Annotated in this window: 21 protein-coding genes; 8 read left to right on the top strand and 13 right to left on the bottom strand. The window is 67.2% G+C overall.

Features of this window, described 5'->3' with window-relative positions; translation table 11 throughout:
• Positions 1-127: 127 nt before the first annotated feature.
• Positions 128-1,249: a phosphate ABC transporter substrate-binding protein PstS gene (pstS, locus tag QK287_RS05130; RefSeq protein WP_226773865.1), complete on the bottom strand. Its 1,122-nt coding sequence runs from the start codon at positions 1,247-1,249 to the stop codon at positions 128-130.
• Positions 1,250-1,502: 253 nt separating this feature from the next.
• On the opposite strand from pstS, the gene QK287_RS05125 reads away from it, so the two are divergent.
• The 5 genes from QK287_RS05125 (at position 1,503) to QK287_RS05105 (ending at position 6,775) form a co-directional block, all read left to right on the top strand.
• The gene (locus QK287_RS05125; RefSeq protein ID WP_226773864.1) at positions 1,503-2,630 is read left to right on the top strand and encodes an FUSC family protein; all 1,128 of its coding nucleotides are present in this window, start codon (positions 1,503-1,505) and stop codon (positions 2,628-2,630) included.
• 75 nt (positions 2,631-2,705) lie between these two features.
• Entirely contained in the window at positions 2,706-4,079 is a 1,374-nt protein-coding gene (radA, locus tag QK287_RS05120) for a DNA repair protein RadA (protein WP_226773863.1), read from the top strand.
• 242 nt (positions 4,080-4,321) lie between these two features.
• Entirely contained in the window at positions 4,322-4,648 is a 327-nt protein-coding gene (locus QK287_RS05115; RefSeq protein ID WP_226773862.1) for an SHOCT domain-containing protein, read from the top strand.
• Positions 4,648-6,123 carry a multicopper oxidase family protein gene (locus tag QK287_RS05110; RefSeq protein ID WP_226773861.1) on the top strand — a complete coding sequence of 492 codons (1,476 nt, stop codon included), beginning with the start codon at positions 4,648-4,650 and terminating at the stop codon, positions 6,121-6,123. The genes QK287_RS05115 and QK287_RS05110 overlap by 1 nt, the downstream gene beginning before the upstream one ends.
• 16 nt (positions 6,124-6,139) lie before the next feature.
• On the top strand, positions 6,140-6,775 hold the full coding sequence (locus QK287_RS05105; RefSeq protein WP_282359493.1) for a methyltransferase domain-containing protein: 636 nt from the start codon (positions 6,140-6,142) through the stop codon (positions 6,773-6,775).
• Between the two features lie 189 nt (positions 6,776-6,964).
• Here the strand turns inward: QK287_RS05105 and QK287_RS05100 are convergent, their stop codons facing one another.
• Both QK287_RS05100 and QK287_RS05095 read right to left on the bottom strand, forming a co-directional pair.
• A complete protein-coding gene (locus QK287_RS05100) occupies positions 6,965-8,167 on the bottom strand; it encodes an acyl-CoA desaturase (RefSeq protein ID WP_282359492.1) in 1,203 nt (400 codons plus the stop codon).
• Positions 8,168-8,180: 13 nt separating this feature from the next.
• Entirely contained in the window at positions 8,181-9,254 is a 1,074-nt protein-coding gene (locus QK287_RS05095; RefSeq protein WP_226773858.1) for a ferredoxin reductase, read from the bottom strand.
• A 100-nt stretch (positions 9,255-9,354) separates the two neighbouring features.
• On the opposite strand from QK287_RS05095, the gene QK287_RS05090 reads away from it, so the two are divergent.
• On the top strand, positions 9,355-10,554 hold the full coding sequence (locus QK287_RS05090) for a PucR family transcriptional regulator (protein ID WP_226773857.1): 1,200 nt from the start codon (positions 9,355-9,357) through the stop codon (positions 10,552-10,554).
• Between the two features lie 6 nt (positions 10,555-10,560).
• On the opposite strand, the gene QK287_RS05085 is transcribed toward QK287_RS05090, so the two are convergent.
• The gene (locus tag QK287_RS05085; protein WP_226773856.1) at positions 10,561-11,946 is read right to left on the bottom strand and encodes a GAF domain-containing serine/threonine-protein kinase; all 1,386 of its coding nucleotides are present in this window, start codon (positions 11,944-11,946) and stop codon (positions 10,561-10,563) included.
• Between the two features lie 178 nt (positions 11,947-12,124).
• Positions 12,125-13,738 (bottom strand): peptide chain release factor 3, encoded by a 1,614-nt coding sequence (locus QK287_RS05080; RefSeq protein WP_226773855.1) that lies wholly within the window; start codon positions 13,736-13,738, stop codon positions 12,125-12,127.
• A gap of 440 nt (positions 13,739-14,178) precedes the next feature.
• Here QK287_RS05080 and disA point away from each other — a divergent pair, with 440 nt between their 5' ends.
• A complete protein-coding gene (gene disA / locus QK287_RS05075) occupies positions 14,179-15,255 on the top strand; it encodes a DNA integrity scanning diadenylate cyclase DisA (RefSeq protein WP_226773854.1) in 1,077 nt (358 codons plus the stop codon).
• Between the two features lie 13 nt (positions 15,256-15,268).
• Here disA and QK287_RS05070 read toward each other — a convergent pair whose 3' ends face one another.
• Positions 15,269-16,000, bottom strand: coding sequence for a hypothetical protein (locus QK287_RS05070; RefSeq protein WP_282359491.1), 732 nt, complete (start codon positions 15,998-16,000; stop codon positions 15,269-15,271).
• A 166-nt stretch (positions 16,001-16,166) separates the two neighbouring features.
• On the opposite strand from QK287_RS05070, the gene QK287_RS05065 reads away from it, so the two are divergent.
• Positions 16,167-17,084, top strand: coding sequence for an A/G-specific adenine glycosylase (locus QK287_RS05065; RefSeq protein WP_226773901.1), 918 nt, complete (start codon positions 16,167-16,169; stop codon positions 17,082-17,084).
• A gap of 23 nt (positions 17,085-17,107) precedes the next feature.
• Here QK287_RS05065 and dhaM read toward each other — a convergent pair whose 3' ends face one another.
• From dhaM to QK287_RS05030, 7 genes are all read right to left on the bottom strand, one after another.
• On the bottom strand, positions 17,108-17,782 hold the full coding sequence (gene dhaM / locus QK287_RS05060) for a dihydroxyacetone kinase phosphoryl donor subunit DhaM (RefSeq protein ID WP_226773852.1): 675 nt from the start codon (positions 17,780-17,782) through the stop codon (positions 17,108-17,110).
• Entirely contained in the window at positions 17,779-18,405 is a 627-nt protein-coding gene (gene dhaL, locus QK287_RS05055) for a dihydroxyacetone kinase subunit DhaL (RefSeq protein ID WP_226773851.1), read from the bottom strand. Before dhaL ends, dhaM begins: the two co-directional genes overlap by 4 nt.
• A gap of 2 nt (positions 18,406-18,407) precedes the next feature.
• Positions 18,408-19,409 carry a dihydroxyacetone kinase subunit DhaK gene (gene dhaK, locus QK287_RS05050; protein ID WP_226773850.1) on the bottom strand — a complete coding sequence of 334 codons (1,002 nt, stop codon included), beginning with the start codon at positions 19,407-19,409 and terminating at the stop codon, positions 18,408-18,410.
• A gap of 143 nt (positions 19,410-19,552) precedes the next feature.
• Positions 19,553-19,771 (bottom strand): hypothetical protein, encoded by a 219-nt coding sequence (locus QK287_RS05045; protein ID WP_226773849.1) that lies wholly within the window; start codon positions 19,769-19,771, stop codon positions 19,553-19,555.
• Between the two features lie 167 nt (positions 19,772-19,938).
• Positions 19,939-20,448, bottom strand: a complete 510-nt coding sequence (locus QK287_RS05040) for an amino-acid N-acetyltransferase (protein WP_226773848.1) — start codon at positions 20,446-20,448, stop codon at positions 19,939-19,941.
• 73 nt (positions 20,449-20,521) lie between these two features.
• Positions 20,522-22,657, bottom strand: coding sequence for a prolyl oligopeptidase family serine peptidase (locus tag QK287_RS05035; protein WP_226773847.1), 2,136 nt, complete (start codon positions 22,655-22,657; stop codon positions 20,522-20,524).
• A gap of 256 nt (positions 22,658-22,913) precedes the next feature.
• A complete protein-coding gene (locus QK287_RS05030; RefSeq protein WP_226773846.1) occupies positions 22,914-25,406 on the bottom strand; it encodes an ATP-dependent Clp protease ATP-binding subunit in 2,493 nt (830 codons plus the stop codon).
• Positions 25,407-25,709: the final 303 nt, after the last annotated feature.

Raw genomic sequence — 25,709 nt, 5'->3', positions numbered from 1 at the left:
ATCTGTGTGTACGTCGGATAAACACATTGGTTCCCTGCCCTGTTACGGCCGTCGATGACAGCCGTAACAGGGCAGGGAACCATTATCAGGCTGGTGTTTCCACTATGCCTGCCAGCGCAGAAGATCCCTAGGACTTGACCTTGATGGCCTCAATGGACTTGAGGGCCTTGTCCTGGAGCGTCTTGGACAGCGGGGCGGACTTTGCGGACTCGGCGGCGGCCTTCTGGCCGGCGTCGGAGACTACGTACTTCTCGAAGGCCTTGACCAGGTCCACGGTTTCCTGCTTTTCGTAGCTGGTGCAGACAACGTGGAAGGACACGAGCACGATCGGGTAGGCGCCTTCGATCGTGGTCTTGCGGTCAAGCTTGATGGACAGGTCGCTGGCGTTGCGCCCCGCAACCGGAGTACCGGCGTCGACGGCCTTGGCCGCGGCGTCGGCGGAGATCTTGGTGAACGAACCGCCCACCTTGATCTGCGCGGTGCCGAGCTTGCCGCTTACTGCGGAGTCATCGGCGTAGGTTACGGCGCCGGGGGTGTCCGTGACGGTCTTCACGACGCCTGAGGTGCCCTTGGCGTTTTCGCCCTGCAGGGCGGCCGGCCAGATTCCGGCAGCCTTGTCGGTCCAGGCCTCGGGAGCGGCCGCGGCCAGGTAATCCGTGAAGTTGGACGTGGTGCCGGAGTCATCCGAGCGGTGCACCGGGGTGACCTTGAGGTCAGGGAGCGTCGCGTCCGGGTTCAGTGCGGCGATGGCCGGGTCGTTCCACTTGGCCACTTCACCGCGGAAGATCTTGGCGACAGTCGGGGCGTCCAGCTTCAGTTCCTTGACCTCGGGGAGGTTGTAGGCGACCGCGATGGGGGAAATGTAAACGGGGATGTTCAGCGCACCCTCGGGACCGCACTGGGTCTTGGACGAGGCAAGCTCATCGTCCTTGAGGTAGGCGTCGGAGCCGGCGAACTGCGCGGAGCCGTCCAGGATGGCCTTGCGGCCGGCACCGGAACCGTCCGGGGAGTACTGCACCGTGGCGCCCTGGTTTGCCGAGGCAAAACTGGTTTTCCACACATCCATGGCAGCGCCCTGCGCGGAGGAACCGATACCCGTCAGGGTGCCCGTAACCTTGGGGCCCGAAGCGGACGGAGCGGCGGACTGGGCGGTGCCGGTTGCGTTGTCCGAACCACATGCGGTCAGCGCGAGAGCGCCAACGGCGATGACAGCGATAGCCGCGTTGCGGCCGAAACGGAGTGCCTTCACTGAGATGTACCCCTTCCAGGGATTCTTCTGTGCGTGCCGGGCGGGAGAAGCCCGGTCAAAGATGCGTACGGTTTGTACCTTTATCGAAGGTAGGCGCCCCAAGTGAAGAGAATTGCCGCCCAAGGTGAACGCAAGGTTAACGACGCCGGGACATTGGCTTACATCCGCCGGGGCCCATTGCGCTGGCGTCGTCGCAGTCGTAGGGGCCGGCCCCGACGGACCGGACGCTCAACGGCCCTCTAGACTGGAGCGCATGGCCCCCGCTATTGGACTTTCCGCAAGCTCCCGGTTCCTGCGCGGCAGGGTCCGCACCGGCCTGGTCCGCAGCCGGAACTCCCTGGTGCCGGCCATTCAGATGACGGGCTGCGCCGTCGGCGCCTACGCCTTCGCCGAATACGTATTGGGCCACAGCGGCCCGCTCTTCGCTGCGACGTCATCCCTGATCTCGCTGGGCTTTTCCCGCGACCCCCGGCTGCGGCGCGTGATCGAGGTCGGCCTCGGCTGCACCATCGGCATCGTCGTCGGCGACCTGCTGCTGCACTGGCTGGGCGCCGGGATCTGGCAGGCCGCCGTTGTGCTGCTGTTCTCGATCCTGCTGGCAAGGTTCCTGGACAGCGGCACCATTTTCACCACCCAGCTGGGGCTGCAGTCCCTGCTGGTGGTCCTTTTGCCGGCGCCCGACGGAGGACCGTTTACCCGCAGCCTCGACGCCGTCGTCGGAGGGGTGTTTGCCCTCCTGGTGACCATCCTGATCCCGAAGGACCCGCGCCGGGAACCCCGCAACGACGTCAGGAAACTCCTGCACGAACTCGCCGAGGTGCTGCGCGAATGCGGCTCTGCGCTGAGTTCCAGCGACGCGACCCAGGCATGGCATGCGCTGATCCGGGGCCGGAACTGCCAGCCGCTCGTCGATGCCATGCGGCAGACCCTGCGGTCCTCCGGCGAGGTGGCGACCCTGTCGCCGGCCTACCGCAGGCACCGGGACGAGCTGGACCAGATGGAACAGTCGCTCGACTACATCGACCTGGCACTGCGCAACAGCCGCGTCTTTGCCCGCCGCCTGACCAGCGCCATCAATCATGCGGCCCTGTCCGACGAGGCGACGCAGAACATCGCCGAGGTCCTGCATGACACGGCCGATGCCGTCGACGAACTCTCCCTGGGCCTGGCCGAAGTGCACGACGGCGTCCGCCGCGCCCACTTGCGGACGGCCCGGACGGAATTACGGGAAATTGCCGGGCGCCTGCACCCGCGGCTGCTGGATGTGCAGCGGCTGGAAGGCGAAACGGTGGTGATGCTGTTCCGTCCGCTGATGGTGGACCTGCTTGAGGCGGCCGGGGTCGACTCCGGGGAAGCCCGGGACATCCTTCCGCCGCTGTAGTCGCCGCGGTATTGGCCGCTGTAGTCGCCGCGGCGCGGAAGCGTGCTTGTCACAGGGCGCCGATAAGGTGGAGCAATGGCTACCAAGACTTCCCGCGCCACCAAGGCGCCGGGCTACAAATGCGCGGAATGCGGCTGGACCACCGCTAAGTGGGTGGGCCGCTGCGGCGAGTGCCAGGCCTGGGGCACCGTTGAGGAAACCGGCGGCGCCGTGGCGCGCACAACGGCGGCCACCAGCGTGCTGGAACCGGCCCGCCGGATCTCCGAAGTGGATGCCACCACCGCTGCCTTCCTGCCCACCGGGGTGGATGAACTGGACCGTGTGCTCGGCGGCGGGCTGGTCCCTGGCGCCGTGATCCTGCTGGCGGGCGAACCCGGCGTCGGCAAGTCAACCCTGCTGCTGGACGTTGCCGCCAAGTTTGCCCGCACCGCACAGGATGTCCTCTACATCACGGGCGAGGAATCCGCAGCGCAGGTCAAGCTGCGCGCGGACCGCATCGACGCCGTCGCCGAATCCCTGTATCTCTCCGCCGAAACGGACCTCGGCCAAGCCCTGGGGCAGGTCGAGAAGTTGGAGCCGCGGCTGCTGATCGTGGACTCCGTGCAGACACTCAGCAGCGCCGATGTCGAAGGCAGCGCCGGCGGTGTCTCGCAGGTCCGGGAGGTCGCAGCCTCCCTGATCGCCGCCGCCAAACGCCGCAACATGACCACCCTGTTGGTCGGCCATGTGACCAAGGACGGCTCGATCGCCGGACCCCGGCTGCTCGAGCACCTGGTCGACGTGGTGTGCCAGTTTGAAGGCGAACGACACTCCCGGCTGCGGCTTCTGCGGGCCGTCAAGAACCGGTACGGGCCCACGGACGACGTCGGCTGCTTCGACCTGAACGAAGACGGGATCGAAGGCCTGGCCGACCCGAGCGGGCTCTTCGTCTCGCGGACCAAGGAGCCGGTCTCGGGCACCTGCATCACCGTGACCCTGGAAGGGCGCCGGCCCCTGCTCGCGGAGGTGCAGTCCCTGCTGGCAGAAAGCTCCAGTGCCCAACCCCGCCGGGCCACTAGCGGACTCGACAGTTCCCGGGTGGCCATGCTGCTGGCCGTACTCCAGCAGCGGGCCGGCTGCCTGCTGAACAAGGACGATTCCTACGTGGCGACAGTTGGCGGCGTGAAGCTCAGTGAACCCGCCACCGACCTCGCCGTCGCGCTGGCCGTGGCCTCGGCGAAAGCCAAAAAACCCCTGCCGCAGCGGCTCATCGCCTTTGGTGAAGTGGGACTGGCCGGCGAGGTCCGCGCCGTCCCCGGGATCAACCAGCGGATCCAGGAAGCCCACCGGCTGGGCTTTACCCATGCCGTGGTGCCGGCCAGCCCCAATGGCCCCGGACCGGTGCCCGCGGGCTTCTCGGTGCGGGAAGTCGGGCACCTGACCGAGGCGCTGAGCCTGCTGATCAGCTGAGTCGTTCCCGCTGAGTCGCCGCTGGATCTCCGCAGGCGCATATCCCGCCTGCAGCACACCCTGACGAAGTAACCGGGCAGCAACGCAGCAAGACCCTCAGGAAGCGACTTTGGACCCTAGCCGCCGCCCGGTATCCGGCCGACGATGGGGACAGGACAGGACAGGACAGGACAGGACAGGACAGGACAGCGGCGCGGGGCGAGCGGCGAGCGGCGAGCGGCGAGGGGCGAGAGGAAGCGGCCATGATGGGAAACTACGGAAACGGCATCGGCTGGATGTGGCTCTGGGGCGCGCTGTTGCTGGTCGGGATCGCAGCGCTGGTGCTGCTCGCGGTCCGCACGTTCAGCGGCGGAGCCGGCCGCCGCGGGCCGGCTCAACCCGGCCACTACGGCACCCCAAGCTATGGCCAGCCGGGTACTCCCCCGGCCGGCCCCGGCTTCCCCGGCACGCCGGGCACACCGGGCGGAAAGAGCCAGGCACGGCTGATCCTGGACGAACGTTTTGCCAAGGGCGAGCTCACCACGGAACAGTACCGCGAGAACGTGAAAGTCCTCGGCGAGGAATCCTAGTGCGGCCAATCAGCCGTCGCAGCACCCTGCTCCTGGGCGGCCTCGGCACGGCGGCCACTGTGGCAGGCGGAGCCGGGCTGTGGTGGTCCCTGGCTTCCGCCGAGCCACCGAACGGTGGAATGGCCGACGCGGAGGGCCCCGGACTGCGCATCCCCCCGGAACTTCGCAGCACGGCCGGCAAGCTGCAACTCACCCTTGAAGCCGCGCACGGCCAAGTCGAGCTTGGCGGCCGCCCTGCCAGCGCGCTGTGCTACAACGGCACTTCTCCAGGCCCCACCCTGCGGCTGCGCCCCGGAGACGAGCTCACCATCCGGCTGGTGAATGGCCTGGACGAAGCAACCAACCTGCACGTCCATGGCCTGCACGTGTCCCCGCAAGCCAATGGCGACAACGTGTTTCTCGCCGTCAGGCCCGGGGAGGCGTTCGACTACAGCTACCGGCTGCCTCCGGACCATCCGCCGGGCGTGTACTGGTACCACCCGCATCACCATGGCACGGTGGCCGGGCAGATCTTCGCCGGTCTTTTCGGTGCGATTATCGTCGAGGACTCCGGGACCATCCCGGTGAGCGCGGACCGGGTGCTGCTGGTCTCGGACACCACCCTGGACAGCGCCGGCAGCGTCGCCGCTGTGTCGCAGCCGGAGCGGATGGCGGGCCGGGAAGGCGAATTACTCCTGCTCAACGGTCAACGCAACCCGCTGCTCACCGCCCGCCCGGGCGAACGGGAACGCTGGCGGATTATCAACGCCTGCGCCGCCCGCTTCCTGCGGCTCCGGCTGGACGGCCAGCGGCTGGACCTGATTGGCATGGATTCGGGACGGTCCCCCGTGCCCGGCAGAGTTGAGGAACTCCTGCTGGCGCCGGGAAACCGGGCGGACCTGCTGGTGACGGCAACTGCCGGCGACACCGTTTTACAGGCGCTTCCCTACAACCGTGGCAGTATGCCTGGCATGATGCGGCAGGGGCCGCTTACCGGCCGCGGGCCGGCGGCGCTGGCCGTCTTTCGGGTCAGCGGCGAATCCGCGGACGCGCCCGCTGCGGTCCCGCCCCGGCCGGCGCCGGAGGACCTCCGAACGGCCACCGTCACCGCGCGCCGGCAGCTGCTCCTGGCCATGGGCATGGGCATGGGACAAGGAAGGCCGTCCGGCATGATGGGGTTCAGCATCAACGGCCGCGAATTCAGCGGCTCCCGTACCGATACGGTAGTGCCGGCCGGAAGCGTGGAGGAATGGACGCTGGTCAACACCAGCCCCATGGACCACCCTTTCCACCTCCATGTGTGGCCGATGCAGCTCATCGAGGACAACGGCCAGGCAGTCGAGGGCGTTATCATGCGGGACGTGGTGAATGTGCGGGCGAACGGGCGGGCCACGGTCCGGATCGCGTTCCGTGACTTTAGCGGCCGCTCTGTCTACCACTGCCACATCCTGGACCATGAGGACCTGGGAATGATGGGAGTAATTGAGGTCAGCTGACCGGAAAAGAGGCCACATGCCCGAGACGAGCCCACCCAGCCGATCGTTCGGACGATCTTTCGCCCGCGTCGGTCCGCGGATGGACGCCCGCGGCGCAGCGGACCACCGGCGGCGCCTCGTGGCAGCGGCACGCGGCGTCGTCATCGAAATCGGGGCCGGCTACGGTGCCACCTTCGAGTTCTATCCCTCCGCTGTGAGAACCGTGCTGGCCCTCGAACCGGACCCCACCCTCCGGGAGCTGGCCCGGAACGCCGCCCGCAACGCATCCGTGCCGGTCATGGTGCAGGACGGCGTGGCGGAGTCGCTGCCCGCGGCGGATGCCTCCGTCGACGTTGTGGTCTCCAGCCTGGTGCTGTGCAGCGTCGCGGACCAGTCCGTTGCCCTGGCGGAGGTGGTTCGGGTCCTGCGGCCGGGCGGGCTGCTGCTGTTCTACGAGCACGTCCGCTCGGCGCACCGGGTGCTTGCTGCCGCTGAGGACCTGATTACGCCGTTGTGGAGCCGTTTGGCGGGCGGCTGCCACCCGAACCGGGACACCGTTGGCGGCATCGCCCGGGCGGGGTTTACAGTCCAGGGGCTTGAGCGCTTCGGTTTCTCGGTCCTGCCGGGCAACCCGCCGCTGGCGCACGTGCTTGGGGTGGCGGCCAGAGACTGACACCCGGACCGTCGCGACGTTCCCGCCCGGCTGCGGACACCCGCGGGCCTGGCGCTGGCCGGAATCCGCGCACTTCCCGGCCCCGCCGGGCCGTCCGGGCAGGCCACTGGGACGGAGCACCGGCCACAACACGCAGCAGGGGCGCCCACCGGTACGGCGGGCCCCCCTGCTTCAGTCGGATCGGTTGAGCTAGGCCTTCTTGGGCGGCAAAGCGAGCTTAAAGACCTTGGCCCAGGTGGAGCCGACCTGCTTCCAGATCGGGCCGGTGGTGTACGGCAGGCCGTAGCGCCTGCAGATCTCCTGCACCTTCGGGGCCACCTCCGCGTAGCGGTTGGACGGGATGTCCGGGAAAAGGTGGTGCTCAATCTGGTGCGAGAGGTTGCCGGTCATCAGGTGCATAAACTTGGAGCCGGAGATGTTGGCGGAGCCGATCATCTGCCGCACGTACCAGTCGCCGCGGGTCTCACCTTCGACCATTTCTTCGGTGAAGGTGTCGGTCCCGTCGGGGAAGTGCCCGCAGAAAATAACCGCGTGGGCCCAGACGTTTCGAACTGCGTTCGCGGTCAGGGTGCCGTAGAGCGCCTGCTTGCCGGAGCCGGTCAGCATGGCGACGGCGGGCGTGGCCGCGTAGTCCTTGGTGAACTGCTTGAGGGCCTTGCGGCCCAGCGCCTTGAGGTCCTTGGTGAGGGCTTCCTTGGACTTTTTGCCCTCTTTGTAATCCTGCAGCTCAAGATCGTAGATCGCGATGCCCCACTCGAAGACCGGTGCCAGCAGTGCGTTGTACACCGGGTTGCCGAGGTTGAACGGCTTCCATTCCTGCTGGGCGTCCATACGCAGCAGGTTGTATCCGACGTCGTTGTCCTTGCCGATGACGTTGGTCCAGCGGTGGTGCAGGTCGTTGTGGGTGTGCTGCCAGGCGCGCGCCGGGGTAACGAAGTCCCACTCCCAGGTGGTGGAGTGGATGTCCGGGTCCCGCATCCAGTCCCACTGGCCGTGCAGGATGTTGTGCCCCAGCTCCATGTTTTCCAGGACCTTGGCGAAGCCCAGCAGCGTGGTTCCGGTGACCCAGGCTGCCTTGTTCTTGCTCACCAGCAGGGCGGCCCGGCCGGAGATCTCCAGTCCGCGCTGGATCTTGATCATACGGCGGATGTAGGCGGCATCGGACGCCCCGCGCTTGGCAAGGATGTCGTCCTTGATCGCGTCGAGTTCACGGCCGAGCTCCGCGACCTGCTCATCGGAGAGGTGCGCGGCGGCCGGCGGCCGAACGGTCGGGCTGCCGGACTCGGCGAGGGCACCGGGCCGCGTCTTCACGGAAGCGGGCGCCTTGGCAGAGTCATTGGCGCCCTGGGGAGCGTCCTCGGACAGGTCCTGCTTGTCAGAAACAATCGTCATGCTGTGGTACTCCTCAGAGGTCGAGGTTAACGGGTCCGGCGGCTGCCGAAACACACGTCTGGATTAGTTGGCCGGGCTCGCCATGGACTTCATCCGTGCGCAGGTCACGGACCTGGCCTGCCCGGAGCGGGATGAGGCAGCTGTGGCAGATGCCCATCCGGCACCCGCTGGGCATTAGGACGCCGGCATCCTCGCCGACGTCGAGCAGCGGAGTGTCGCCGCCGGCTTCGACTTCGCGGTCCGACGCCTCGAAGGTGACCAATCCGCCGTCGTGCCCTGAACCGCCGGCCAGCTTGGTGCTGAAGCGTTCGATCGTGAGGCTGGCTTCCGGCTGTGCCACCGCGGTGGCGGCCTCAGCTTCCCAGAGCGCCTCGGCGTCGTCCAGGAAGCTTTCGGGGCCGCAGGCGTAAGCGGCGCGCTGGCGCCAGTCCGGGCAAAGTCCGTCCAGCTCGGCCGTCGACGTGAAATCCAGCCGTCCACGTTCGCCGGTGAACCAGTTGGTGACCTGGAAATTGGGGAACTGGTCCGCGAGTTCGGCCAATTCTTCGCGGAAGATGGCATCCGCCGGGGTCCGGGCCGTGTGAATGAGGACAACGTCGGAGTCGGGCCGGTGCGGCACGAGGGTGCGGATCATCGACATAACGGGGGTGATTCCGCTCCCGGCAGTAAGCATCAGCAGTGGCCGCGGGTGCTCCGGTAACACGAAGTCACCCTGCGGCGGCGCCAGGAAGAGAACGTCGCCGGGCTTGGTGTGGCGCACCAAAGTGCCGGAGACGGCACCCATGTCACTGACGGTGATGGCCGGGTCCTTGCCGGCGGGGGCGCTGAGCGAATACGAGCGCCAGTGGCGGACGCCGTCAAGCTCGACGCCAATGCGGGCCCACTGGCCGGCGAGGTGTGCTTGCCAGCCGCGGCCGGGACGGAAGAAAATTGTGGCGGAATCGGCCGTTTCTGGAACCACCCGAGTGACCACACCGCGCAGTTGGCGGGCGGAAAACACAGGATTGAACAGCGACAGAATGTCTTCTGGAGCTAGGGGGGTGGTCAGTAGAGATGCGGCGCGCGCCAGCTTACGGAGCCGGATCATGTATCAAGCTTATGTCAGTGGCGGTCATACTTCTTCACCCTAGGCATACGATCGACGTAGATAAACTGTCTCCCCGCAACAACATATTGGAACCAGGCCCATGAATACAGCCCCGTCGGGCACTCCCGCTTCCGCTGCCGATCCGCCGTGGCTGGCCTTGCCGCGTGAGGTCAGTGACGTGCTCCGGCCGATGATGCCGGGAATTGTCGAGGCCATCATCGACGCCGTGCCGCAGCTTGTTCCGGCCTACGCCAGGCCGATTGAAGGCCGCTTCGGCCGCGGGCTGCGCCGGGGGGTGGCCGCGGCACTGGAGCGCTTCCTGCAGTTGCCGGCAACCCGGCTGCCTGCCCTTTCGGAGGAGAGCAGGCAACTCGTGGCAGGGCTGGGGAGCGGGGAGTTCCGGCAGGGACGGAGCATGGACGCGCTGCTGAGCGCCTACCGGATGGGGGCCCGCGTCACCTTCCGCGAGATGTCCAGGGTTTCGGTGGAACACCACCTTGGCCAGAGCGTGGTGGTGGACCTGGGTGAATCGATCCTGGCCTACATCGACGAACTGTCCGCCGTCAGCGCCGAAGCCTACGCCTTTGAACAATCGGAACGTGCCGGCGCGGTGGACCGCCGGCGCACCGAACTGCTCGACCTGCTCCTGCTGGGACAGGCGGATGAGGCGGCACTGCGCCAGACTGCTGCGATGGCGGACTGGTCGTTGCCGCAGCGGATGGTGGTGGTGACCCTGCCGGTGGACCGGGCCGCGGGGCTGCGGCTGAGGCTGGGCGCCGGAACACTTGTGATCGAACGCGAGACCGACGCCGTTGCCCTGGTTCCGGCCCGGCAGTCACCCTCCGCGCGGGCGGACCTTGAGAAAGCCTTGCGTGGCCGCGGGGCGGCGGTTGGGCCCGCCGGGAGCTGGGAGAAAGTCCCCGATTCGCTGCGTCTGGCAGTGCTCGCTGCCTCGGTCCTGCAGCCCCGGGACGGCCCGGAGGACCCGCCCATCTGGGCGGACGAGCATTTGGCCGAGGTGATCCTCGGGGCGGAGCCCTCAGCAATCGCAGAACTGGCCAACCGCAGGCTGGCGCCGCTGGAGGGGCTGCGCCCGGCGCAGCGGGAGCGGCTCGCGGAGACGCTGCTGTCCTGGCTGCGGCACTGGGGCCAGCGTGGTCCGGTGGCCGCAGAGCTCGGCATCCACCCGCAGACGGTGGGGTACCGGGCGGCGCAGCTGCGCGAGTTGTTCGGCGACGCCTTGGAGGACCCCGAGGCGCGGTTTGAGCTGGAACTGGCGCTCCGTGCCGGCTGGCGCTAATACCTGCTAACTGGCGATCGCTTCCCTGCTCTGCAACCGCATCTCCAGGTCATTCATCACGATCGCTGCCAGGTCCTCCAGCGCACGTGTATCGGCGGCGCTGAACACCCGGGGTTCCCGGTCCAAGATGCAGAAGGTGCCCAGGTTGTAGCCGTCGGGGGTGCGCAGCGGGACTCCGGCGTAGAACTGCAGGCCGAACTCGCCCGCCACCAGGGGGTTGGCGAGGCTGCGGGGATCCCGGGTGGCGTCCTCCACGATCCAGGTTTCGTCCTGCAGGATCGCGGAGGCGCACAGCCCCGGGTCGCGGCCAATCTGCGTAACGTCAGTGCCGTGATGGGCCTTGAACCAGATCCGGTCGTGGTCCACCACGCTCACGATCGCCACGGGCACGGCGAACATCCGTGCCGCGAGGCGTGCGATCCGGTCGAAGGCACCGTCGGACGGCGTGTCGAGGATCCGGTAGCGCTCCACCGCGCGCATCCTGGCTTCCTCGCCGGTCCCGCCGGGGGCTGCCTCCAGGCGGTGGCGGGCCGCGCCGTTGATGACTTCCTGGCGCAGCGCGAGGGAAACCTCCCGGGCCGGCGGCCGATCCGCCGGGTCCCGGGCAAGCATGGAGGACAGCAGCGACGTCCAGATGGGGGCAAGTTCTTCGGGGATGTCCGGGTCGTGGAGCAGCCGCGCGACGGCGGACTGGATGGGGGCACCGGGGTACGCCATCTTTCCGGTTAACCCTTCGAGCAGCACCAGTCCGAGGGAATATACATCGCTGAGCGGCCCGGCCGGTTCACCGGCAGCCTGCTCCGGGCTCAGGTAAGCGGGCGTCCCGGAGGTTCCGGAGTCGTCGCCCACGGGTCCGCTGCCCGTCATCACGGCAACACCGAAGTCGCTGAGCTTGGCCCGGGGGCGCCTGTCGTCGTTGCTGTAATCGACCAGCAGGATATTGGCCGGCTTTACATCGCGGTGCACAATCCCGTGATGATGAATGTAGGAGAGTCCGTCCGCCAGGTCGTGGCCGATCAGGGCCATGTGTGCAGCGGAGAGCGGCCCCTGGGCGGCACGGTGGCGCAGGTCCGGTCCGCGGACCAGTTCCATCACGAGGTAGGTGAGGCGCGCCTCCGGGTCGCTGAGGTCCGCGCCGGCGTCGAACAGCGTCACCAGGGCGTGGTGGCCCATCCCCGCGAGGATGCGGACCTCCTGCCCCTGCCGGCGGGTATGTTCAAGATCATCCGCGTCGTCCCGGAAGAGTTTGACTGCCACTTCCCGCTGCAGGAGTTCGTCATGGGCTCGGTACACGGTGGACTGGCTTCCCGTGCCGATGAGGGCTTGGATCCGGTAGCGGCCGCTCAGCAGGAAGCCTGGTTCCATGCCGAGTTTTCTGTTGTAGTCAGTCAAAGAGTGTTCGTTGTCCCTTAAAGTGCGGGGCCCGCCGACGAAATCGCGCGGATCAGTCCAAAAAGCCGAAAGGTGGGGCGCCCGCATCATTAGCAAGGTTACTTATGATACCGCGGAAAGGTGATTCAGGAAGACCTGCGGCGGATCATCCTGCCACGCACGCACGCGGTGCCGGCAGCTACTTGGCGGGGTTGTGCGTGCCGATCGGCAGCAGTGTCAGGTCCGGGTGGTTCTTTTCGATCCGGCGCAGGGCCCAGACGTCGTTGAACAAGGCCAGGTATTCGCCATCGGAGCGCAGCAGCACCTCGGCCCCGGGGACGTTGGCCAGCGCCGGCATGGCGTCCGCCGTCGAAATCCGGGCGATCGAGTACGGCAGCCGTTCCAGCCGCATCGGCGCACTGAAATCGTGCGCCATCCGGTCTTCAACTACCTCGAACTGCATGGGCCCGACGGCGGCCAGCACCGGGGCCTGGTCGCCGCGGACGTCCGAACGGAGCACCTGGATAACGCCCTCGTGCTCAAGCTGTTCGATGCCGCGGCGGAACTGCTTGAAACGGCTGGGGTCCTTGGACCGCGCCACCTGAAAATGCTCCGGGGCGAACAGCGGGATCGCGGGGAACTCCACCGGCTTCTCGACAAACAGGCTGTCCCCGACCCGCAACGAGGAGGCGTTCACCAGGCCCACAACATCACCGGGGAATGCCTCGTCGATTACCTCGCGCTCCCGGCCGAAGACTTGCTGGGCGTACTTGGTGGCGAAGGACTTGCCGGTCCGCCCCTGGGTCACCACCATGCCACGTTCGAAAACGCCGGAGCAGACCCTGATGAAGGCGACGTGGTCCCGGTGCGCCTTGTTCATGCCGGCCTGGACCTTAAAGACGAATCCGGCGAAGGGCGCGTCGACGGCCCGCGGGGCACCGTCAACGTCGGGCCGCGGGGCCGCGGGCGGGGCGAAGTCCACGAGGGCATCAAGGATCTCCTTGACGCCGAAGTTCAGCGCTGCGGAGCTGAAAAGGATCGGGGTCGCCTCTCCGGCGTGGAAGGCGTCGATGTCGAACTCCAGGTTGGACTCGATCACCAGCCCGGCCTCATCGACGGCGTTGGACCAGTCCTCGCCCTGGCTGGCCGCGGCCGCCTCCGGCGTGAAGTATTCGGTAAGCGCGATGTTGGCGCCGGAATTGTTTCGCTTGAACTGGGCGAAACGGTCATTGCGCAGGTCCCAGACACCGCGGAAGTCACCGGAGATGCCCACGGCCCAGGTCAGCGGCATCGGCTTCAGGCCGGTGCGCTCGGTGATTTCGTCCATTAGCGCCAGCGAGTCCAGGCCGGGGCGGTCCCATTTGTTGATCACCGTGATGATCGGCAGGTTGCGCTGCTTGCAGACCTCGAAGAGCTTCATCGTCTGGGTTTCCAGGCCCTTGGCGGCGTCCACAAGCATCACGGCGCAGTCTACGGCGGCCAGCACCCGGTAGGTGTCCTCGGAGAAGTCGGCGTGGCCGGGGGTGTCCAGCAGGTTGATCACGGTGTCCCGGTAGGAGAACTGCAGCGCCGCGGAGCTGATCGAGATACCGCGGTCCTTTTCCATCTGCATCCAGTCCGAGACGGTTTCCTTGCGGTTGGCCTTGCCGCTGGAGGCGCCGGCAGTGCCGATCACCTTTGCGTGCAGCGCGAGCGCCTCGGTCAGCGTGGATTTACCCGCGTCGGGGTGCGAAATGACCGCGAAAGTCCGACGCCGGGCCGCCTGCTTGTGAATCTCCTGGACTCGGGCGGGGCTAAGGACTTCTTGAGACACGATGCTACTTTCGCTGCGGCGTTGGTGGTGGCGCCCCCGGGCCTGCCGGGCCCGGCTGGGCCGGTGGGATCGCGGGTGATTCTGTTGGGATTTCGGCGTGGTGCGATGTGTGCCGGGGGCGGCGGGCCGCCCGACGGTTCACCCAAGGGTCCAAGTTTATCGCAGCCGGGGCTGCCGCCGCGAAGCGGGTGCAGCCCCGGGTCGAAACGGTCGAACCGTGGGCCAAATATGCCGGTCCGGGATATGGCCCGGGGGGGGCGTTCTTCGGGCGGTCCCACGCGCGTCGCAATGGACCACTTTGGGGCTTGTCCGTGCGGAACTTGGCTCCCTTTGCCTCTACTATGGTGGGAGCGGGAAACCGAGTACTTTTGATCCTGCCGGCCAACACTGGAAACCGGCGCACTTGCGGGCTGAGACCTGCACCTTTGAAGGGAAAATCTATGGCTCGGAGCCCGGAAGATTCGCTCAAGGCTACGCTGGGCCGAGTGGCACCGGGCACCGCACTTCGCGACGGACTGGAACGCATCCTTCGCGGCCGGACCGGGGCCCTGATCGTGCTGGGCATCGACAGGACCATCGAGTCAATCTGTTCGGGCGGATTCGACATCGGCATCGATTTTTCCCCCACCCGGCTGCGCGAACTGGCGAAGATGGACGGTGCCATCATCTGCGACAAGGACGCCAGCAACATTCTGCGCGCGGCCGTGCAGCTGGTCCCGGATTCCAGCATCGAAACCCAGGAGTCCGGGACCCGGCACCGGACCGCTGAGCGCGTCGCGATCCAGACCGGCGTGCCGGTGATCTCGGTGAGCCAGTCCATGCAAATCATCGCGCTGTATGTCAACGGGCTGCGGCACGTGCTGGAAGGTTCGGAGAAGGTCCTGGCCCGCGCCAACCAGGCCCTGGCTACCTTGGAGCGCTACCGCTCGCGACTGGACCAGGTGACCAGTTCGCTCTCCGCCCTGGAAATCGAGGCAATGGTGACCGTCCGCGATGTGGCGGTGACGCTGCAGCGCCAGGAGATGGTGCGCCGGATTTCCGAGGAGATTTCGCAGTACGTGCTGGAGCTCGGCGAGGACGGGCGGCTGCTCTCGCTCCAGCTGGACGAGCTGACGGTGGGACGCGGCCCGGGCAGTGATGTGATCATCCGGGATTACTCAGGCCCGGACACTTCTGCAGAGGACATCGACCAGGCGGTGAAGGCGCTGGTGAACCTTGGCCCCACCGAGCTGATCGACTTGGGAAAAATTGCCGGGATCGTTGGCTTCGCGGGCGGCGAGGCCAACCTCGACGCCGTGGTCCAGCCGCGCGGCTACCGGCTGCTTTCCGGGTTGAAGGCCGTGCCGAAGGCCGTCGCCGACCGCCTGGTGGACCACTTCGGCGGCCTGCAGTTCCTGATGGCGGCCACGATTGATGACCTGATGACCGTCGATGGCATCGGCGACCAGCGTGCCCGGACGGTCCGCGAGGGACTCAGCCGGATGGCCGAGGCAAGTCTCCTGGACAGGTTCCTGTGAGGTCCGCCGGGGTCTAATTCAGCTGGAACACGGCTTTGGGGCTGGTCTTTCCCGCCAGCCGGGCGGTGAAGACGTAATAGGCGCCGCCGGCGCCCGGTTTGGCCTCGATCGGCGCGCAGCCCTGAACCGTGCGGTTGCGCTGCCAGGGGAAATTGGCCGTTTCACTCTGACCCGGCGCGATGGTCTTCACGAGTTCGGTCGCGTCCGACTGGCAGTCGGTGGATGAAAAGATCCGGTCCGAGCCGCTCGTGACGAGGAACTCCATCTGGGACGTGCCGATATTGATCTCACAAGGCACCCGGTTGCCGTTCGTCACCTTGAGCGTGAGCAACGGATTTTCGCCTGCCGCGTAGGCTGGCTTGTCCGTGGACGCCGCGACAGTCACGAGGTTCTGCTCGCAGCCGTTGCCCGTCGGAGTGGCCGAAGGAGACGCCGTGGCCTGCGGAGTGCCGGCCGGCGTCGCTACCGGCGCGGAAGCAGCAGCTGCTCCGTCCGAGGAGGGCGCCCCGGCGTTGAGCAGGCTGGCGGCGGCGGCAAATCCGCCGAGGCCGAGCGCAATCACGAGCAGGAGTGCGGCGCCAACGAACAGCCTGCGACGGCGGTACACCGCGCTGCCTGGTTTCCGGGCAGGCCGGCGGACGGTATTGCGCGTCGATGCGCCCGCCCGGTTCCGGCCCGAGCCCGCTCCGCTGCCGGAAGCGCCCTGACGGGAGCCGTGAGTTCCTGGATTGTCTTGCCTGCCCATCCTTCTAGGCTAGAGACCCGCGCCGGGTATCGGGCCCTCCCACGCCGCGGGCGGACTGTGGCCCTTATCTATTACGCTTGAATCCATCAAAGCCCTCACCGATTCCCCCACCGCCCCTGCTGCCGCGGACCCGCCTGGCCTTCCTGCGGCCGTTTCGCCGGCGGCCCTGCACAACGTCTTCGACACCTGGTTCCGCGCGAACGCAAGGGACCTTCCGTGGCGGGCAGCTGAATGCACGGCCTGGGGCGTACTTGTCAGCGAGATCATGCTGCAGCAGACCCCGGTGGTGCGTGTGCTGCCCGTCTGGGAGGAATGGCTGCGGCGCTGGCCGCAGCCGGCCGATCTGGCCGGCGAGCCGGCCGGCGAAGCGGTCCGGGCCTGGGGCCGGCTGGGGTATCCGCGGCGGGCGCTGCGCCTGCATGCGGCCGCAGTAGCCATCGGCACCGATCACGGCGGAAAGGTTCCCGGCACGTACCCGGAGCTGCTGGAACTTCCCGGCGTGGGAAGCTACACGGCAGCGGCGGTCGCGGCGTTCGCCTTTGGCAGCCGCGAAACAGTGGTGGACACCAACATCCGGCGCGTGCACGCACGCCTGTTTTCCGGTGCCGCGCTGCCGTCGCCATCGCTCACCGCCGCAGAGACCCGGCTTGCCGCGCAGGCGCTGCCGGACGACGCCGCGTCCTCCGTCCGCTGGAACGCCGCGGTGATGGAACTCGGCGCCCTGGTGTGCACTGCGCGGTCGCCGAAGTGCGGGCAATGTCCGGTCAGCGGCTCATGCGCCTGGCTCGCAGCCGGGGAGCCGCCGCCGACGTACACACCGAAGGGCCAGTCATGGCACGGAACTGACCGCCAGGTCAGGGGTGCCGTAATGGCGGTGCTCCGGGTCGCAGAGTCGCCGGTCGACCCGGAGCTTTTTGCGCAAGCCGCCGTCGACCTTGGCTTCGAACCGGCCGGAATCGACATCCCGCTGGCCGCCCTGCACCGGCTCAATTGCGCTCCGGAGCAACTCGAACGCGCGCTGTCCGGGCTGCTCAGCGATGGCCTGGCGGAACTGCACCCGGCCGGGATCCGGTTGCCGGCCTGACTTCCGCCCGGCCCGCGACCGGTCTACGGTTCGCCGAAGCCAGCAGTGATAAGTCCGCGCAGGTAGTCCACGGCTTGGGTGGCATCCGGGCCGCTGGCCTCCACGTGCAGCACCGTACCTTTCACCGCCCCGAGCATCATCAGCTCCGTCATCGACGCGCCATCGGCGCCGCTGATGGTCACCTCGGCGTCCATGCCGGACAGGCCGCCGGCAATCTTCGCGGCCGGACGGGCATGCATACCGGCCTGGTTAACAAGTTCGAAATCACCGCTCGCCTCCGGCGGCCGGTGGCCGTGCGGGTGTTGCCCCGCGGCCGGCGGCCGGTACACGGCCTCCGCGGCGTCCCTCACGGCCGCCAGATCCGCGCCTGACTGGGCCGCCACGGCGGCCGCGACAAGTCCTTCAACCAGGGGCGCATCGGCCAGCAATACCAAGCCGGGATCCGCCAGGAACTCCACCGCGGATTCGGCTGTCATCACCGCCGAGCCAAGATCGGTCAGGACCACAATGCCGTCGGTGCTGGCGTCCCCGGCCTGCTCCAGCGCCGCCATGACCAGCTCGAGGCTGGTGCCGATCCTGCCGTCGCCGGTACCGCCTGCGGCGAGGATCATCACATCTGGCGCCATCTGGGCGGCTAGCTCGGCGGCGCCGTCGGCAATCTTTTCGCTGTGCGAGACAACGACAAGGTTGACCGTCATTCGGCAGCCCCGGCGGCCGCGCGCAGGATCAGGGCGGTCGAGACGGCGCCCGGATCCCGATGACCGATGCTGCGCTCCCCCAGATAGCTGGCGCGGCCCTTGCGCGCGAGCATCGGGTCGGTAGCGACGGCCCCCGCTTCGGCAGCCTCCGCAGCGGCCAGCAGGACCTTGAGGACGTCGCTGTCTCCGGCCGCGGAAGCGGCCGCGTCAACGGCGGGAGTCCAGGCATCAACCATCGTTTTGTCCCCTGAATCGGCCTTTCCGCGGGCCACAATCCCGTCCCTTGCCGCCCGGAACGCAGCGGCGAGTGTGTCCGAGTCAATCTCGGCCGCCTCACCCAGCGCCGTGCCGGCACGCAGGAACGCGGTGCCGTAGAGCGGGCCGGCAGCTCCGCCAACCTTGGACATCAGGGTCATCGCTGTCAGTTTCAGTGCCGCTCCCGCCGTTTCCGGCGGCGCTTCGGCAATCTTGGCCATCACCGCTTTGAAGCCACGGTCCATGTTCTCACCGTGGTCCGAATCGCCGATCGGCCTGTCCAGTTCAATGAGTTCCTCCCGGTGCTCCGCCATGGCCGCGGCCGTGAGGGTCAGCCACCGCAGCGCCCAGTTGACGTCAAGCCCCACGGTCAGGCACCCCAGCGGAGGGCGGGAGTGTGGACGGGGGCGTCCCAGAGTGCCGTCAATTCAGCGTCCAGGCGCAGGACGGTAAGGGAGCACCCCTGCATTTCGAGGGCAGTGATGTAATTGCCGACCAGCGAGCGTTCCACCGTGATCCCCTGTGCGGCCAACTGCTGCGCGGCTCGGCGGTAGACGATGTACAGCTCACTCAATGGGGTACCGCCCATGCCGTTGACGAACAACAGTACCTTGTCCCCGGACGCCAGCCCGAGGTCGCTGACCACAGGTTCCAGCAGGCGGTCGGTGATGCCGTCGGCGTTCTCCATCGGAATCCGGTGCCGGCCGGGCTCGCCGTGGATACCGATGCCGATTTCGATTTCGTTTTCCGCCAGCACGAAGCTGGGCGCCCCCGCGTGCGGGACTGTGCAGGCGGTCAAGGCAACACCCATACTGCGTACGTTGTGGTTGACCCTGTCGCCGATGGCTGCCACGGCATCGAGGTTGTCCCCCCGCTCCGCCGCGGCACCGGCGATCTTCTCCACCAGGACGGTTCCGGCTACACCGCGGCGTCCGGCGGTGTAGAGCGAATCCTCCACCGCCACGTCGTCGTTGACCAGCACGGTGCGGATTTCCACGCCTTCCGCCTGGGCCAGCTCGGCAGCGGTCTCAAAGTTGAGGACGTCCCCGGTGTAGTTCTTCACGATGTGCACAACGCCGGCGCCTGAGTTGACGGCCAGGGTCGCCGGGAGGATCTGGTCGGGTGTGGGCGAGGTGAACACGGGACCCGGCACCGCGGCGTCGAGCATTCCCATGCCGACGTAGCCGCCGTGCAGGGGCTCGTGCCCGCTGCCTCCGCCGGAGACCAGCCCGACCTTCCCTGCCACCGGAGCGTCCTTGCGCACGATGTACTTCGGGTCCGCGAAGACGGTCACGAGGTCGGCGTGGGCAAGCCCAAAACCCTCCACTGACTCGTCAACCACGGCCCGGGGATCATTGATGAGTTTCTTCATGGCTGTGCTCCCTGGATGGTGTCCTGGCTGCTTGCTTAGACCCTACTACCGGGCACTTGCCAGCGGTAGGGGCCCAAAGTGCCGCGCCGGACGCGAAGCGCTGGCGCCCCGGCCGGCGGCTCTCCGCGCGGTCCGCGGCGCCATCAGCAGGGTTCGTCGGCCCGCAGCGAAACGGTCGGCCAGGCGTCGCTGCCCAGCCAGGAGAAGGGCGGGGCATTCAGCCGCCGCAGGGCGTCCCCGTCGCGCGGTTCCGGCCCCGAAACAAGTCCCTGGCCGTGATCCGCCGCAGGGTCCTGGCCGGGATCTTCGCCGGCGGGCGGTGCTGCGGTGTGCCGGGCTGTTATGCCGCCTGACATCGTCATTTGGAATGCGGAAAAATCAGGAAAGATAGCGCGCTCGTGCAATTTCTTGCCTCCGAAAAGAGAGATGGCCCACCCCCTGGACCGGGATCAGTTTATCCATCAGATTTATTGATGGGAAGACGCCGTCCCCGATCCGCACCGTGTCGTTTTCCGGCGCCGGCCCGGGCTTAGAGCGCTTTGATCATCCGGGTGTTTCCGAGTGTATTGGGCTTCACCCTGGCAAGGTCGAGGAACTCGGCGACACCCTCATCGTGGGAGCGCAGCAACTCGGAATAGACCACGGGGTCCACCGCGGACTGGTCCGCCATCACTTCGAAGCCGTGTCTTTTGAAGAAGTCAACCTCGAAGGTGAGGCAAAAGACGCGGGAGATTCCCAATGCACGGGCATCCGCCAGCAGCCGCTCAACCAGGAGATGGCCCACGCCGGTACCGCGCCAGGCATCCGACGCCGCGAGCGTGCGCACTTCGGCGAGGTCTTCCCACATCACGTGCAGCGCCCCGCAGCCGATCACTTCGCCGTCGGGCGACTCGGCGATCCGGAACTCCTGGAGGCTCTCGTAGTAGGCCACGGTTTCCTTGGCCATCAGAATCCGCTGTTCGGCCAGCGGCGCCACAAGGGTCTTGATCGCCCCGACATCGCTGGTACGGGCAAGGCGGATGAGGATAGGTTCAGTCACAGCCCAATCCTACGGCGCGCGTTTTGTGCCGCGCCGCCGTGCGGCCTCCGGGCCGGACGCCGCACGGCTGGAGCTAGAGGCCAAGCTCGGCCGGGACCGGCACGTCCTGCTCCAGCAGGTGCCTGGCCAGGAAGTGTTCGACGACGCCGTACCAGACCTTGGTGTGCTGCGGCTGCAGGATCCAGTGGTTCTCGTCCGGGAAGTAAAGGAAACGGTGGTCAGTCGCGCCGTTCCCGTCGGCTGCGAGTTGGGACTTGGCGAGCAGCTCGTACCAGAGGCGCAGTCCTTCGCCGACGGGGACCCGGTAGTCCTTATCGCCGTGGATGACCAGCATCGGTGTGCTGATGTCCTCCACATGCAGGTGCGGGGAATTGGCCAGGGCCATTTCGGCTGTCATTTCCTTGAGCCAGTAGGGCGCGGAGTCCGTGGTGGGGCCGAACTGGTCCAGCGCCCAGAGGCTTGCGTGCGTGACGATCGCCTTGAACCGGCTGGTGTGGCCGGCCACCCAGTTCGCCATGTAGCCACCGAACGAACCGCCCATGGCAGCCGTGCGGGTCTCGTCGATGTCCGGCCGCTGCACAACGGCGTCAGTGATGGCCATCAGGTCGGTGTACGGGGCTTTGCCCCATTCACCCCAGCCGCGCTGGATGTGGTGCTGGCCGTAACCGGTCGAGAGGGCCGGGTCCGGGAGCAGCACGGCGTAACCCCGGGCAACGAGCAGCCAGGGGTTCCAGCGCCAGGTCCAGGCATTCCATGAACCGAGCGGGCCGCCATGTATCCACAACAGCAGCGGTGCCGGGCTTCCGGCGCCGGCGTCTTCCGGGAGCGCCAGGTACGCCGGCACCCGGGTTCCGTCTGCCCCCGTCGTCTCCACACGTTCCAGCGAGCCATGGCGACGCGGGCGTTCCGCGGGGGCGGGGAGCCGGCTGACGGCTCCGTTGGCAAGGTCGATTTGAACCGCTTCCGGAGGGTACTCGTAGGAGCTGCGGAGTGCATAGGCGCTGCGGCCGTCCGGATGAACCACAACATCGGTATACGCCGCGGAGTCGGCCGTCAGCCGGGTGACCCGGCCGGCTCCCCCGTCCCCGGTGATGCCGATGCGGAAAACCGGCGAGGCGCCGTCCTCATCGGCGGTGACGAGCAGGGCAGATCCGTCCGGCAGCCAGGCGGCGGAGACCGGCCAGCGGTCCCAGCCGTGCGCGAGCGGCACCGGCTCGGCATGGCCTGCATCCCGGGCCGATCCGCCGCCGACGTCGAGCAGGTGCAGTTTCAGCTGCGGCGCCGCTTCCGGCGTGGTGTCACTCTCGCTGCGCACCACAAGCGTCAGGTTGTCGGGACTGACCGGCCCGGGGAAGTAACTCATTCCCTCGGTGTCCAGCAGAACCTTACGGGTGCCGGTGGCGACGTCGACCGCGATGAGAACTGACCGGGAGTCCGCGCGGGCCAGCACCTTGGTGAAGCTGCTGTAAATCGTTGTGCCGTCGGGGCTGATGACGGTATCCGCGTCCCGCAGGGCGGCACCGGCGTCGGGCGTCAAGTTGCGGAGCTTAAGCGGCGCCGCGGCGTCAACAGTTGACGGCTTGGCCTGTTCCTGCTCCTCGCCCGGTTCGAGGGGCTCGACGGCAAAGAGCCTCGGCTCGGCGGGCCCCAGGTCGGCGTCCCAGTAACGGACGGGGTATCCGCTGTGCAGGATGGCCGCTACCTTTTTGTCCTTACGTGCCGTGCGGAGTTCGGCATCGCCTCCTTCGTCCGTGGCACCGGGCAGCACGGCGGCGTTGAGGATGAGCGCACCGGTCCCCTGCGCCGCCAGGAGGGTACCAATACCACCGGCCCGGGTGTGCGCAACGCGGGCTTCGCCACCGCCCGCGGGCAGCATCCAGAGCGCATTTACCGGGTCCGCCTCCGGGGATTCCGGGTCTGGACGCGCGGAGCTGAAGTACAGGTCCCCGCCGGCGAACACGGCCCCGGTTTCGCCCTTGGCGCTGCGGGTGATCCGACGGGCCTGCTTCTGCCCGGCCGGATCCAGCTCCCACAAGGCGGTGCCGTATTCGGTGCCCTTGGCATTCAGCGTGGCCACCGTGGTCACCAGCCGTCCGCCGTCCGGGCTCAGCACCAGGCCGCTGACCCTGGGGATGGCGAGGTAGTGGTCAAGGTTATGGAAAGGTGTTTCGGGCTGCTCGCCCTGCGTTGCCGGATCGGTGGAAGCCATGCACCGATTCAACACCCGCTATGGCATGGATCACACCAAGTTCACTAAGAGTGAAACGGTACTTTCAGATACCACCACGGTGCTCAGTGCGGTGACCACCTGCGGAGGCGAAGGCGCAGGCGCCATTGTGTAGCTTGCGCCGACGCGAGGGACGGGCGAGCAAGCTGCACCCGCCGCGGTGCCGAGCAAGGGGCGAGGCTGCAAACGCAAAGGCCCCGCCTCCCTGGTTAGGAAGACGGGGCCGTTGGGCCAATGCTTAGACGCTCGGAGCGATCTCCGGGATCAGCGGCTTCGTGTTGCCGGCGAAGGTGAATTTGGCGTCGTCGCCTTCGCCTTCCACATCCACCATCACGATGTCGCCAGCGTGGATTTCGCCGAAGAGGATCTTCTCGGAGAGCTGGTCCTCGATCTCGCGCTGGATGGTCCGGCGCAGCGGCCGGGCACCCATGGCGGGGTCGTAGCCGCGGGTTGCGAGCAGGATCTTGGCCGCGGGCGTGAGCTCGATGCCCATGTCCTTGTCCTTGAGGCGCTTCTCCAACCGGCCGACGAACATGTCCACGATCTCGATGATCTCGTCCTGGGTCAGCTGCGGGAATACCACAACGTCGTCAACACGGTTCAGGAACTCGGGGCGGAAGTGCTGCTTGAGCTCCTCGGTCACGCGGGCCCGCATCCGGTTGTACCCGGTCTGCGTGTCCGTGCCCGACTGGAAGCCGGTGGCAACACTCTTGGAGATGTCCCGGGTGCCGAGGTTGGTGGTCATGATGATCACGGTGTTCTTGAAGTCCACCACCCGGCCCTGGGAGTCGGTCAGGCGGCCGTCCTCCAGGATCTGCAGCAGCGAGTTGAAGAGGTCGGCGTGCGCCTTCTCAACTTCGTCGAACAGCACCACGGAGAACGGACGACGGCGGACCTTCTCGGTCAGCTGTCCGCCTTCCTCGTAGCCGACGTAGCCCGGAGGGGCTCCGAAGAGACGCGACACCGTGTGCTTCTCCGAGTACTCGGACATGTCCAGGGTGATCAGGGCGTCTTCCTCACCGAAGAGGAATTCGGCCAGTGCCTTGGCTAGCTCGGTCTTGCCGACGCCGGTGGGGCCGGCGAAGATGAACGAACCACCCGGACGCTTCGGGTCTTTCAGGCCTGCACGGGTGCGGCGGATCGCCTGGGAAAGGGACTTGATGGCCTCGTCCTGGCCGACGACGCGCTTGTGCAGCTCGTCTTCCATCTTCAGCAGCCGCGAGGACTCTTCCTCGGTCAGCTTGAAGACCGGGATGCCGGTGGAGTTCGCCAGCACCTCGGCGATGAGATCCTCATCCACCTCGGAGATGTCATCCATGCCGCCGGTTTTCCATTGGCGTTCCTTCTCGGCCCGCTCAACAATGAGTTTCTGCTCCTTGTCGCGCAGCGCGGCAGCACCTTCGAAGTCCTGCGCGTCAATAGCGGATTCCTTCTCCAGCTTCATGGCCGCAATCTTCTCGTCCATGACCTTGAGCTCCGGCGGGGCCGTCATCCGGCGGATACGCAGCCGCGCGCCGGCCTCATCGATCAGGTCGATCGCCTTGTCCGGCAGGAAGCGGTCCGAGATGTAGCGCTCGGAAAGGCTCGCGGCCGAGGCAAGGGCGCCGTCGGTGATGGTGACGCGGTGGTGCGCCTCATACCGGTCGCGGAGGCCCTTGAGGATCTCGATCGCGTGCGCGACAGAGGGTTCCTTGACCTGGATCGGCTGGAACCGGCGCTCCAGCGCTGCGTCCTTCTCGATGTGCTTGCGGTACTCGTCCAGCGTGGTGGCACCGATGGTCTGGAGCTCGCCGCGGGCCAGCATGGGCTTCAGGATCGAGGCCGCATCGATGGCGCCTTCAGCAGCACCCGCGCCCACGAGGGTGTGGATTTCATCGATGAACAAGATAATGTCCCCGCGGGTGCGGATTTCCTTAAGGACCTTCTTGAGACGCTCCTCGAAGTCACCGCGGTAGCGTGAACCGGCCACGAGGGAACCAAGGTCCAGCGTGTACAGCTGCTTGTCCTTGATGGTCTCCGGAACGTCGCCACGGACAATGGCCTGGGCGAGGCCTTCGACGACGGCAGTCTTGCCGACGCCGGGCTCGCCGATCAGCACCGGGTTGTTCTTGGTGCGGCGGGAGAGGACCTGCATCACGCGTTCCATTTCGGATTCGCGCCCGATAACCGGGTCCAGCTTGTTCTCACGTGCAGCCTGGGTCAGGTTGCGGCCGAACTGGTCCAGCACAACGGAGCCGGCCGGGGTGCCTTCGGCCTGGCCGGGGCCGACACCGGCACCGGTGGTCTCCTTCCCCTGGTAGCCCGAGAGCAGCTGGATGACCTGCTGGCGGACGCGGTTGAGGTCCGCACCGAGCTTGACCAGCACCTGGGCGGCAACGCCTTCACCCTCACGGATGAGGCCGAGCAGGATGTGCTCCGTGCCGATGTAGTTGTGGCCCAGCTGCAGCGCTTCGCGAAGCGAGAGCTCCAGGACCTTCTTGGCGCGGGGGGTAAAGGGGATGTGTCCGGACGGGGCTTGCTGGCCCTGGCCGATGATCTCCTGTACCTGCTCGCGAACGCCGTCGAGCGAGATGCTCAAGGACTCAAGGGCTTTGGCCGCAACACCTTCACCTTCATGGATCAGACCCAAGAGGATGTGTTCGGTACCAATGTAATTGTGGTTCAGCATGCGTGCCTCTTCTTGGGCAAGCACAACTACGCGACGGGCACGGTCCGTAAATCGCTCAAACATTTCGCCACACTCCTAGAAACGACGTACTTTGATGCTACGTGGCCGGGTTCAAATTTTGGGGCTTGTTCGCCACAGGGGAAACCGGGACGCCGCTGCGGGGCCAGCTGCCCGCCCAAACACGGGCTGCCGGCCCCGGCGGCGCCCCTGCCCCGCTGCGTCTCCCGGGACGCAGCACGCGGCCAGCCCCCGGTTCGGACCTGCGCCTTTGGCCGGCAACCGGGCGGGAACGCGCCGGCCCGGTCAGCGCGGGCGGACATAACGATGCCCCTGCCGTCAGCGGGGGCATCGTTATGGGTATTGGCA

Origin of the sequence: Arthrobacter sp. AL05 (assembly GCF_029960715.1) — a bacterium.
In the GTDB taxonomy this organism is placed as follows: Bacteria; Actinomycetota; Actinomycetes; order Actinomycetales; family Micrococcaceae; genus Arthrobacter.
The sequence above is the reverse complement of the archived record's forward strand: the minus strand, read 5'-3'. Positions and strand labels throughout refer to the sequence as shown.